This window comes from Pseudanabaena cinerea FACHB-1277 (assembly GCF_014696345.1).
Classification (GTDB): Bacteria; Cyanobacteriota; Cyanobacteriia; order Pseudanabaenales; family Pseudanabaenaceae; genus Pseudanabaena; species Pseudanabaena cinerea.
This window is the reverse complement of record NZ_JACJPY010000041.1, coordinates 1-13,127: the sequence shown is the minus strand read 5'-3', so window position 1 is coordinate 13,127 and position 13,127 is coordinate 1. Positions and strand designations below refer to the sequence as shown.

Below are 13,127 nucleotides of genomic sequence, written 5' to 3'. Positions count from 1 at the left end.
TCACTTTACAGACTTTCATTGTTTTCTAATGAGTCTGACGATAAAAATGCCTCGATCTCAGACTGCGCTTCAGAAACTTGACGTTCATGGTTATGGGCATTGGGCTTTGCCTCTGATAGGGTTGGCGGTTTTGCTGATGATGTTTGTGTCGATGGCTGCGGATTAGCTTGCAGCAACTTACTCAAATCTTCAAATGCTGAAAAATCAAACTCCGCATTATCTTCTGAGTCTAAAAGATTATCCATTGAGTTACCGCCCATCAGATCATCGATAAAACTATTCGCCTTGTCAGCAACTGACGGATCTGGCTGAGAATCTATAGATTTGGGCAAATCATCAAGAGACGGGAACCCCGTAGAAAACGATCCAAATACGGCGCTAGTGTCGTCATCATCATCAAGCTTGTCGTCAATAATGTCATCTAACCAACTATCAGAAAAATTTAGTCCTGCACTCTCGCCTATGGGATTAACCTCAGAAATTATTCCTAAGTCATCTTCTCCCATAAAATCTTCCATCTCTTCAGATCCATCCAATAGATTGACTTCAGTATCGACACTTAAATCATTCAAAATATTGTCAAGTCCAGATACATCATCCATTTTATCCAATTCAGAAATAACACCAAAGCCATCACTTCTAAGTTCTTCAGAGGATAAGTCAGGCGCAATAGCAGTCATTAGGTCACTAATCACATTATTGCTCACATCATTATTACTAAAGTCATTATTCTCATCCAATGCGATCGCCTCACCAAAGTTGCTGTAACCTATGCCACCCATTTCATCAGTGAAGTCATCTAAACCAAGGGCATCTTCGGAAATATCTAGTTCAACTATTGGCTCAGCAGTGATCATGTCGCCAAAATTATCGCTTAAACTAGCATCATCCAAGCTCTCATCCAAGCTCTCGCTGCGGTTAAAGTCCTCCAGTTCATCCTCAAGCCCTTCAGCTAAGCTAGCATCCAAGGCTTGCGGCATTTCTCCATAGCCAGACATTGACTCTTCCTCAATTCCTCCAAAATCCTGCTGAGTAGATTTATCTTGAAATTGTTCCACAACCATTGATAACGAAGGAAGCTCATGTTCAGAAGTTCCATCAAAAATATTACTGGTTGATTCTGTTTCAACATCGCTATCTTCTTCCAAATTAAAGGCAAGGTCTAGATCATTTACTAAACTGACATCTAAATCATTGCTATCAATAAAACTGATTTCAAAGCTTCCCTCTTCCTCTATATTATTGGCGATCGCTTCAGAGTTGGGATTATAACCTTGCTCAAATTCTTGCTCAAATTCTTGCTCAAAAATATTAACTGGAGACTCATCCACAGTTGACTCTAACTTCAAATCAGCATCTAAATCAACATCTAAATCAGCATCATCTAACACCAAGTTAGCTGCAAAATCGTTGCCAAATTCGTCACTTGTTCCTTCAGTAAATACATCTTCACTCAGTCCTATCAAAAATCTAGTATCAAATTCATTACTGGATTCTTCAAATTCATCATCATCATCAAGAACCTCAGAGAAGTTGAGATTAAATTCACTCGCATCGTATTTTGGATTAACATTAGTATCAATAGTATCAATATCAATATCAACATTAGCGTCAGCAGCATAATCAACTAAGCGATCAGTAAAGCTATTAAAGCTATCAACATCACTAGTAGCATCAGCACTAGGAGCATCAGCATCATTAGCAAAACTTTCACTGACACCATTGTCGAAGTTGTCTTCTAAATTGTAGTCAATGGCATAGGGATACTCATATCCATCATTAAGGGGTTCTCCCATAGCTTCATCAATCTCAGAATTAAGATCAAATGTAGTAGGAGTTTCATCGAAGTTATAGTCAAAATTGCTCTCAGCGCCCAATACAGGACTCAATAAACCATCGGTATTCTCATCAGACATATCACTATCAGCATCGCCAAAAGTAATGCCAAAGGGATCATCACCCGCAGCCTCGCCATAACTTACAGCAAACGGATCATCAAGATTAGTTGCGTTATCTATTAAGTTATTGTAAGCAGTCGCATCAAAGAAAGAATTCGAGTCATCGAGTGAAGATTCGATTTGCATTGGCGGAATCGCAAAGTCATCGTCATTTTCAAGGGTGGGGATAGCAAAATCAACGGAAGCAGGTACATTCGCCAACATTTCTTCAGATAATGGTGCTGGCGCTCCAAATTGGGTATCTTCCAAGAAGGAAGATGTTGCCAAAGCAATCATTGGGTCAGTCGAAGCTTCAGCGATCGCCTGCTGATTAACATCCTCTAATGGATTAGTAAAGGGGCTGTTCAAATTCGCTATATCTAGACTTGTAGGATCAAGGTCTTGCGCTAAATCCATATTTTGATCTTGAGATAAACCAATTTGATCAAATTCTCCGCTATTTTCTAGATCATCGGGTAGTTCATCATGATCACTAAGATCATCCATTTGACCATCTAGCTGTGCATCGTCAATAGAGCCATGATCATAAACCTCTTGTTTCAGATCAGCAAACAGTGATGCTTCAATATCTGATATGTCAGGGTTTTCAGGCTGTGTGCCTTCATAAAATCCGCCAAAGTCATCACCAAGCCCCACCGCATCATCTACAAGTTCATCTGTCAAGTTATCGACAGGTTCCATCAACATTGGCTCGGTGGATATTGCTGACAGGCTCTGGTCTGGCTTGTAATCGTCCTGTGTGGACTGCATATCTAAATCAAAAATATTCTCGGTGGATGCACTGAAAGCCTCAGTCGCAGAGGTTAAATTTTGTGGCTGGGCGTACTGATCTGGGACTAGTTCTGAAGTTTCGCTGTCATCGTCCTGCTGATTAGTAAACTGATTGACCGCTATGGCTGCCGCTCCTGCCACAGCCCCTGTAACCGCCAAAGCTGGTAACACGAGATCTAAACTATGCTCATCTTCCTCCTCGATCGCATTGGCTCTGTTGTCAGAGAGACTATTGCTATAGTGTTGATTAGTTGCTGGTGATGCGCTCTCATCCATTGAGACATTGGCTGAGACATTGGCAGGGGTGAAGTTTTTTGTCGCATTGGCAACATTGTTAATCGTAGCGATCGCCGCCTCAGGCAAGCGGAAAAATTGAATCCCTTGTAGTAGTTGCTGTGCCTGATTGCCCATCGATTCAGCCTGCTGTCTCGCTGATCGCGTCAAATCCGCAGTACGTTCTGCTAGTTGCGCGATCTCACTGATATAAGTAGCGGTTGTCCCTGCGGCTTCAGCGATCGCAGTACTAGAACTAGTAATGCTCTGCCCAATTTGTACCACCTCTTCCGTAGCCATTTGAATACTGTTAAATGCATCCTGTGAAGATTCCACGCCCTCCGTAAATCCTGATACTAGCCCACTGAGATTCTGCACTTCACTATCGATCGCCGTTACCACCGTTTGAATTTGTGAGGTGCGTTGTTGCAGAACTGTTAAACCATCATTAGTTTGGGTTGCCAAGTCATTGACCTGTCCTGCGATCGATTCAAATTCACGGGCTACACTGGCAAATTGTTTTGGATCTTTTTGTTCCGCCGCTCTTGCCGCAACTAGGGTAGCATTCAGCGCCAAAACTTGGGTGAGTGAGGCGATCTGTCCTTGATCCTGTACAAATTGTTCCGCTAGCCCCACAAACTCGCCCAGAGTTTTCATACGCTGCACAATTTGCGCCGAGCCAGTTTGCAATACGCTAATACTCTCGGTTAGGGTATTGATTGCGGTCTGTCCATCGGCAACCGTATCGCGCACTTCCTGTAAGGATAGGTTGGCCACATTGACTTGCTCTGCTGACTGTTTGGCAATATTTGCCACCTGCTCGGTGAGAGCCTGTCCTTGAATAACCGACTGCGCCTGCTCTGCGGTATTTAGCACCACCGTCCTTGCCAATTCTTCTAGGTCGGATGCCCCATTTGCCACCTGTTGCGCCGTGCCTAATACACTGGAGATAATCTCCACTAATTTTTCGCGTAGGCGATTTAGGGTGTCAGCAACTAAACCCGTGGCACGATCATTAACCTGCGCTTCGATGGTGAGATCCCCTTCTTCCATAGAAGATACGACATCTAGCAAATCCCCGACCTCGGCTTCGATCATTTCGGTTTCGGCTAGGCTTTGCTGCACCTGTTGCGATCGCGATATATCTTCATCATTGCTACTGATTAACTCATTGCGTAGGCGCACTTCGCTACTCTTAACCTGTTGTAAGGTAGACTTGAGCGCGGCGCTAAGGTGGTCTAACTCATCACCCGAATTGTGTTTAGTGACATCGCCGTTTTGAGCTAAAAAGCGATCGCAATCTTCTACGAGGGGCTGAAGGCGTTTTTTAAGCTTGTTGATAAATCCCAAAATTGCGATCACCAAAACTGCACTAAGACCGATCGCTGCCCCACCCACAAGCATAGCCAACTTGTTAATAATTTCTGATTGAGGTAAATAAGTTGCTACAACCAGACCACTACCATTAACCCGTCGATATGCCCACAAATTGCCACCGCTTTGAGCAATGCCTGCGGGTTGAGCAACCGCCTGTTGTGCCAAACTCGCAATAGATTCAGCGATCGCAGGATTTTGGGACTGCTGGGCGGCAAACTGTGCAGAACCCGTAATCACGGCTCCATTCGCCCCAAACACAACATAGCCAATCCTACTGTCAAGGCTATCTAATGCCAAAATTTCTGTGGCGATCGCATCTGCATTGACTACAGCCACCGTCGTTTTTCCATCCCCCACAGGAGCGCTGTAGGTGATTATCTTTCTGCCCAAAGCCTCATAGGGTTGACTCCAGCTAGATTTACCAGCAACAGATTGCTTATACCAATCCCTATTAATGCTGTCAGCACGGCTCGAAACCATTAACCCCGTTGCCAAAGGTTTACCCGCAGGCTCAACCTTAATCTCGGATTTTTGTTGCCAAACATAGATAGATAAGCCCTTGGCAGGTGGCGGCAATAAATTCCCATCCGAGACGATTCCAGCCCCAGCCACCAAAGAATCAGGCTTGAATAGCTCAAGTAATAAATTTTGATAGGGTGTAGCCACCTTGGGCTTTGACTGTTGCCACAACGATCTAGCCGCACCAGCCGTCATGTCCACAGACCGACTAATATTATTCAGCCTAGCTGCGATCGTTTGGGTTTGAGCCAATGCCGACTGCTCAATCTCCCGCTCCGAAGCACCAAGCAACTCTTGATAAACCAAGTAACCTAGCCCACCTAAGCCCACTAGCGAAGCGCCGATCGCCATCAAAAGCAAACCTAACCCCATTGCGCCCTTTGACTTGGATGGGTTGATTGGTTGTTTCTGGGCATTAGGCGATCGCTTTGGCGAGGGCTTACCAGACTTATCCAAAGATGTTGCCTTTTTGGGATTAGATGTGCTTGCCATATGCGTTCGCTAGAGGAAAGAGATTCAGATGTTTTTACTACTAATCATCCTAAAATACACCTAATTTACCTTCTATCTAGAAGGCTCTGCCCACGGCTTTGCCAGCGTTGCGGTTGCCAAATATGGGTAGGAGTATTCAATAGAACAATTTCAATGGGAGTATACTCGTTATCCCCAATATTCGCTACTACTTGATTAAATTTCTTTGATGAATTTTTCGATCCATCACCCATCTCGGTCATCAAAATATCATTTAACTCAATATTACTTAACTTAGGCAAGGGGAAGATGGCTTTCCCTAAATCACTAGAATTAGCTACCGCATCTATGTACTCATCAATGGCAATACTACCGATCACCCGATCAACAATTACCCCGATCCCGCCCAAATCCAACTTATGATCAGCTTTGCCCAGTTGGCGAGCAGCTTCACTGAGCTTGATCACAGTTAGCGATTCTGCTACTAGCGATCGCGCCCCATCCAAAAGCGTTCTTAACATTAACAAGGGCATCACACTTGCCTGTTGATGCACAACACCAATGATCGCCGCGTCATAAAAAGGCAATACCAAAATAGAGTTCCGCTCAACAATCAATATTTCCGCCACTAAAGTATCAGGGAATGTAATCAGGCGATCGCAGACCTTAGCGACAATATAGCGATTGCTTGGTTGTATTAATGCATCCCCAAGGTGACTTTGTAGACGATCTATTTCCATAGTTTTAACTTTATCAAGCCCTTTACGATCATGCTCCCTAAACAAAATCAACCTACCTGTTGCAACAATTTATCAAGCACCATAGATAAGGACTCCCGACTGACAGGCTTAGGCAAATAGTCATTAGCTTTAGCCCTTTTCAAACCATAATCAATTTCCAATTTAGTGCTTTTTGTAGAGCATAAAATTACATACTGTGCAGCCACTGTATCATGGGATCTCAACTCTCTCAAAAACTTATAGCCATCTTGATCTGGCAATACAATATCCAAAAAAATAGCGGCATAGCGATTTTTCGTGATTTTATCTAAAGCTCCTAAAGTGGACTCACAGATATCAACGGTATGACCAAGATCCTGTAAAAAGGAACTTAGCAAATGTCTCTGAGTAGCAGAATCATCGATTATTAAAAAATGTTGGCTCATAAGTTTTAAGATTAAATTTTTAAGATTAAATTTTTACAAATAGAAACAAACTGTAGAGATTTACTTTAGTAAGCTTAGCAACCATTAATAAGAATAAGGAAAACCCAGCTTGATAACTTCTATATTTAGGTATGTATGATTGAAATACTTAAGGGTAGCAATCAAACTAAAGTATCTGTTGATAATGGTGCAATCTCCCTTAACAGGGTACGCAATTCTTCTCGGAATTTAGGTGTATCCGCAGAAGAGCGTGGCTTAGCGAGAAACCGACAACTCGCCCATCTCGCTCTGAAGTTGTTAGTCATGCTGTTTTCCGCAGTAACCAACACCAGTGCCAGATTTGCCAGCTCGCGCTGACGGCGAATTTGCTTAATCAAATCAAAACCATTTAAACCTGGCATATTGATGTCAATAAAAACTACCGCAGGACTATAGGCCAAGATCCGATCTGTTGCCTCCTCCGCCTTATCCGTCAGCGCCACTTGATATCCCCAAGTTGTTAATAGACGTTGCATCTGCTGTAGTAATACAGGAGAATCATCGACAATAAATACTTTTGGCTCATCTTTAGTAGCGATCGCTGGTTCAGACAAAGATGCACCAATCTCTATATCTGATCGCCGTTCATTGAGCGGCATAATTGAAACAATATTTTTTTGAGCCAGCTTATCCAATAACAAAGCAGTGCGATAGATTGGCTGCTTAAAAGTATCCGCAATCATACAAATCCGATCCTGCCCCGTAGTTACCTTGGCAAATAGCGGGAAATTATCATTTCCCACCCGCGCCAATAGGTTTGCCGCATCAACTAGCTGCACTAATTGATAAGGATGGTGTACACATTCAAACTTTTGCCACTGCCGCACCTCATTTGTGATCGAGTTTTCCAATCCTGCCAAAGGCAAAACTGGCAAATTAATTGGCAGATCATTAGCAGGTTGCCAGACAAAAGCAAACTCTTCTTCAAGATGCAAAGCCAGAAAATTTTCTAGGACAATCTCCCTAACTACATCCTTAGTAATTTCAGGATGCTTTTTAAAAACATTACTCACAAAAGGGTAACAGTATGGGCGATTAACTTGGCGTTGCTCCCATTCAGGAATTCGCGAAAAAATTATTCCTTTGTTTGCATATTTTCTTACCAATGTCGGTATTACCTGTCCCTCCTCCTCCGCTAATGCTAAACCTCCCCCTGCAAGCAAAAATTTCCAACGATGATATCTAGTCTCCACCTGAAGGATTCCAGTAGAGCGACTCATAACGCGCATAGCCGCAAGTAAAATATGCAATGTTGCATTTCTCACGACCTGCCCATCCGTCAAATTGTTAGACACTTGGTCTGAGTTAGGCAATGAACCTGTCATGGCAATCATGTTTTTGGGCTGAGAGACATCTGAACAGAAAAATTATCACAACAAAACGGATCGTCTCACTCTAAATATTAACAACCCCAAACAGATTAGATTGGTTGTCTGAGATACATTCCCTAAAGTTTCACTAATTGTATTCTATTCCCACTCAATAAGTAGTAGAGCAAGGTGGCAAAGGTTTCTATAGCTTACAGTCCATTAAACCTTTGAGCCATCCAAAAATATTTTAAAAAGCGTTGTATAGCAAAGCTTTGAGACTAGGGTAGTGGCGCAAGTTCTTGTAACACGGCTCTCACCTGTTCACGAAAGTCCTTAATGTCATTAGCAGTATGCGGTTTACTTAAAAATCGACAGCTTGCCCATTTCGCTCGAAAGTTATTGGTAATGCTATTTTCTGATGTCACCAACACCAGTGGTGTGGCTGCAAGGGTAGGCTGACGGCGGATTTGTTTGAGTAGCTCAAATCCATTGAGGTTTGGCATATTGATATCCATAAATACAACAGCAGGTTTTTCTGACAGCATCTTTTGGGTAGCCTGTGCAGAATCATTTATCAAGATTAGCTGATATCCCCAACTCGTGAGTAAGTCACCAAATTGCTTGAGCAAAACGGGGGAATCATCAACAATCATCACTTTAGGAGATCCCGATCGCCTATGAGACAGTTCGGATATAATTTCACTTTCCTGTTCACTATCTCGTGGATTGATAGCAGGCGATCGCTTAGGCAATGGCAAAATTGCCACCGTCCGATTTTCAGCCAGTTTATCTAACTTTAAAGCAGTGCGAGAAATATGTTGTTGAAAGTGATCTGCAATCTCACTAATGCGATACTTACCATTAGTTACTTGAGCAAATAGAGGAATCTGTGAAATACTACATTCTGTATCAAGTAACTGTACCGTCTGAAAAGGATGCCGCACATGATTAAAAGCTTGCCATTGTTTAACTACCTTAGCGACTGCATTTTCTAGATCCGACAATTGCCAAATCGGTAAAATCACCTTTGGCTCTGAAGTCCAAGGTCGCCATTCTAAGGAAAAGTTTTTTTCTAATGCGATCGCCAATAAATTCTCTAATAGTATCTCCTTAAATACTATTAGACTTACATCTCGATCCTGCTCATATATTTCCCCTAAAAGATGACAAGTCTCTAAGCTATTAGCTGGCGCTTTAGCCAAAATCTCTAATATGTCAGGACGAATATGCAACTTATGGATCTTAAGTTTGCGTTTTAAACTGACAAAAAATTCATTGCGCTCCTCAATAAAAGCAATATCTCCTCCAGACAAAAATATATTCCAAGCAAAACGTGAAGTTTTAATCTTAGCAATTCCTGTCTGTTTGCCTATCAAGTTTAGCATTGATATCAAACTAGAATAATTTAGATCTGGTATAATTTCCGCGATCGGAACAATGTAGTTTGTAGTTTGAGTCATTTCTAATATAATCTAATAAAAACTTGTTGCAGTCTATTGAGGCTTTGAGTAGTGCAGATATAGTTTTAAAAAAGGTGCTTTGTAGCACTTTGAAATCTATTCTTGCTTTTTTAAGTAAGCTCCAAGCGTTATAAGGCATTAAAAAACATCAGATGGGGTCATGGATTATCAATCATCCCAAATTTTAATTTCTATATATAGAGTTACCTATGTGACAAATAATCAAAGATATAAGAGATACAAAAACATTTTTCCAATAGATTCATAAAATTATTGACCGCTTTAAAAAGTTATAACTGCTATAAAAAAGAAAAATACATAGCGATATCCAAGAAATTTATCGCATATGTACGCTCAGATTACACATATCAAACCATTAATGAAAAATCAGAATTTAAGAGTTTTATGCCTGCACGGACATCCTGGCAACAGTGATGCAATGCAAATATTCGTTCAACATTTCCAGTCTCAAGGAATACAGGCGCTCGCTCCAAGCTTACGCGGTTATGGAGATTGTAAAGCAAATTTACCCTTTACAATGTTAGATCACATACAAGATCTTGAAAATATTCTTAACATATCCTGTACTTCCAACCACTCTGATGAAAACAGCTATTTACTTCTAGGCTGGTCTCTTGGAGGGATCTTAGCAATGGAACTAGCTTTGCGCTATGAAGCGTTAAAAGATACCGTAGCCGCACCTCCCTCAATTCGCCCCAAAATTGTCGGACTGATTTTAATTGCCACCGCCGCTAAGCCTCGCAGCAATTTACCTAAAATCCATTGGTGGGAATACACTAACTTAGCGATCGCCATATTCTTACATTGGTTGCTATCAAAAACCTTCTCCCACCCCCCGACATGGCATATTCAATGGTTTGGCAAACACTCCCTCATTAAATATTTGATTCAACAACATACTTTATTTGCCTATGACTGCATTACAAACATAGGTAGCAAAGCATTTTTTCAAACATCTCACTATGCCCACAACGCACTCTCAAAAGCCCTCAAACAAGGTTATGATCGCACAGGCGACCTATCTAAAATTACTATGCCATGCCTAGCGATCGCTGCCGACAGAGACCTTCATATCACCCCTCACTCCACCATAGAAACTGCCCACCTACTACCCAACTGCCAACTAATTTGCTATCCCAACACCGCCCATCTCTTACCTTGGGAAATTAGGGAACAACTGTTAGCAGATATAGATCAATGGTGCGCCCAAAACATCTAATAAAAACGGTCCAACCTCAACAAAAATATAGCAAACACAGCCTCAATATGTTTTCATCCAAATTCCTCTCTAAAATGGCACAAATATACCAACTCTCTAAAGATCAAGAAAACGTATTTATACTACGTTTTGGACAAAACAATGAAGACAGAGAAGTTGCCAACATCATAGGGATTTCGGAAGAAGCCTATCGTAAAAGAATGGGTGAAATATATCGAAAATTTGATATTAGTGGTAGAGGTCCCGGCAAAAATAATCGCCTAATTCACATCCTGCAAAACCATCTAGAGCGTGAGAACAATAATTTTCTTACTCTCAACAACAATCCCGACTCAATATACTTCTCAGAGATGAACTTTCATGACAATGAAATTGAAAATATTGTACAGCAATTACGACTACAAACCAAACAGCTTATTCAAGAACGTTGCACCACAATGCGAGTTCTTGATATGTCTCGCCCCGTTAACCTCGAAGAAATTTACACAAGCACAGATTTCCTTGAAAAAATTACCAGTCGCCGCCGCCTAAACATTACCGAAATCCTCGCCAATTACCACAAACAAGATCGAGTAGCCATGAATCCCACATCCGCAGACAGAGTAACTAGTACAGAAATTCTCAATCGCTATTCTAAACTTATGCTTTTAGGCAAACCAGGTGCAGGCAAAACTACATTATTAAAATACACAGCCCTAAAATGTTCGCAAGGAGAAATATTTAGTAATGCCGTACCAATTTTTGTCACCCTCAGACAGTATGCTAGCAGCGAATCTCAGCCTAGCCTCGTAGAATACATTAATCAAGACCTACAAATTCACAGCATCACAGACGAAACTCAAATCAAAACAATCTTGCAATATGGTCGCGCCATCCTGTTTCTTGACGGACTAGATGAAGTAAAAGAAGAAGACCTAAATCGAGTAATTGAAGATATAAGAGAGTTTTCAGATAATTATTATAATAATCGATTCATCATTACAAGCCGACTGGGGGCGCAAGAATATGTATTTGAAAAATTTACTGAAGTAGAAATCGCAAACTTTCAATTTAACCAAATCACCCAATTTGCTCAGCGTTGGTTCGGAAGCAAACCTCAGAACGTAGAAATATTCCTAAGAAAAATTGAAGAAAATCGCCCTATTCAAGAACTTGCAACTAACCCACTACTGCTCACACTACTCTGTCTCGTATTTGATGAATATGGTGATTTTCCTAATAATCGGGCCGAGCTATACCGTGAAGGACTAGATGTGCTCCTCAAAAAATGGGATGCTAAACGCAATATAGAAAGACATCAAATTTATAAAAATCTGTCAATGCAGAGAAAAGAAGATTTGTTAGCAAAAGTTGCTTTCACCACATTTTACCAAGGTGATTATTTCTTCAAAAAAGTAGACTTAGAGCAATATATCACTGACTATATCTGCAACTTACCTCAGGCAAATACCAACAAAGAATCCTTACAAATTAACAGTGAAGCTATAATCAAATCTATTGAATCACAGCATGGCTTATTCGTAGAAAGAGCCAAAGATATTTATTCTTTTTCCCATCTTACTTTCCAGGAATATCTAACAGCTCGAGAAATTATTAATGACGGCAGGCAAGAAAAACTGAACCTTCTCGCTAGTAAAATTAACGATTACCGATGGCATGATATTCTAAAGTTAGCGGTAAGCATGATGAGATTAGCCGATGACTTACTAATCCTTATGAAGGAAAAATCAGATCAAATAATTACCAATGAGCCTCAACTGCAAAGACTCATGGATTGGGTGCATAAAAAATCTGAATCTGCTTCCATAAAAGAAAAGACTCAATCCATTCGTACTTTTTACTTAACGCTTGTACGCGCTATCGCTCAAAGTAATTCTACAAACTTAGCCAGTGTTCTTGCTCGCGCTTTAGTACTCGATCTCGATCTATATCAAAACCAGAGTCTTAACCTTGATCTAGCTTTTGATCTTAGTCATGCGATTGAAAAGCAAGCAAATATAGATTTGAATCTAGATCTAGATCTAGATCTCAGCCTTGCATTAGAGTATGCTCAAGAAATGGCTGATCAAAATCTAGCCACATCCTTACGAAATCTTATAAATGAACGTCCTGATCAATTCGATAATAATACGGCGTGGTCAAACTGGACAAATCACCTCAGACAACAGTCTATCAACTACCGCAACATTGGACATATGTGGGAATTAACACCACTTCAACTAGAGCTGCTACAACAATATTGCAAAGCCAATCAGCTAGTTTTAGAATGCCTTGAAAGTGACTGTTATATCCATCAATCAACAAGACAAGCACTCACAAACAGTCTATTTTTACTTGTAAACTAAACATTATCTTGACCTGATTAACTGGCAAATCTTACGAAAACTCAGACAAAGTATTCATCAGATCAAACAAAATACTATTTTATGGAAAAATATAAAACGGGTCTTCTGGGTTTGAGGTGTAAACTGTATAGAGACGATACAATATTTGGCGGCGTTATTAGTCTCTAACTATTGCTCGGAGAGACTTCTGGCTACTATC

7 protein-coding genes are annotated in these 13,127 nt (G+C 41.0%); 2 read left to right on the top strand and 5 right to left on the bottom strand.

Annotated features, from left to right (window positions below; genetic code table 11):
- Nucleotides 1–5: 5 nt before the first annotated feature.
- The 5 genes from H6F44_RS13220 to H6F44_RS13200 all read right to left on the bottom strand — a co-directional run bounded on the left by H6F44_RS13220 (nucleotide 6) and on the right by H6F44_RS13200 (nucleotide 9,343).
- Nucleotides 6–5,390, bottom strand: a complete 5,385-nt coding sequence (locus tag H6F44_RS13220; protein WP_190351441.1) for a methyl-accepting chemotaxis protein — start codon at nucleotides 5,388–5,390, stop codon at nucleotides 6–8.
- A gap of 65 nt (nucleotides 5,391–5,455) precedes the next feature.
- A complete protein-coding gene (locus H6F44_RS13215; RefSeq protein WP_190351440.1) occupies nucleotides 5,456–6,109 on the bottom strand; it encodes a hypothetical protein in 654 nt (217 codons plus the stop codon).
- Between the two features lie 47 nt (nucleotides 6,110–6,156).
- On the bottom strand, nucleotides 6,157–6,534 hold the full coding sequence (locus H6F44_RS13210; protein WP_190351439.1) for a response regulator: 378 nt from the start codon (nucleotides 6,532–6,534) through the stop codon (nucleotides 6,157–6,159).
- Between the two features lie 161 nt (nucleotides 6,535–6,695).
- On the bottom strand, nucleotides 6,696–7,898 hold the full coding sequence (locus H6F44_RS13205) for a response regulator (RefSeq protein WP_242016563.1): 1,203 nt from the start codon (nucleotides 7,896–7,898) through the stop codon (nucleotides 6,696–6,698).
- Nucleotides 7,899–8,161: 263 nt separating this feature from the next.
- Nucleotides 8,162–9,343, bottom strand: coding sequence for a response regulator (locus H6F44_RS13200; RefSeq protein WP_190351435.1), 1,182 nt, complete (start codon nucleotides 9,341–9,343; stop codon nucleotides 8,162–8,164).
- Nucleotides 9,344–9,689: 346 nt separating this feature from the next.
- On the opposite strand from H6F44_RS13200, the gene H6F44_RS13195 reads away from it, so the two are divergent.
- Complete coding sequence (locus H6F44_RS13195; RefSeq protein WP_322096221.1) at nucleotides 9,690–10,583, top strand: alpha/beta fold hydrolase; 894 nt, start codon at nucleotides 9,690–9,692, stop codon at nucleotides 10,581–10,583.
- Nucleotides 10,562–12,928, top strand: coding sequence for an NACHT domain-containing protein (locus tag H6F44_RS13190; RefSeq protein ID WP_242016562.1), 2,367 nt, complete (start codon nucleotides 10,562–10,564; stop codon nucleotides 12,926–12,928). The genes H6F44_RS13195 and H6F44_RS13190 overlap by 22 nt, the downstream gene beginning before the upstream one ends.
- Nucleotides 12,929–13,127 lie beyond the last annotated feature (199 nt).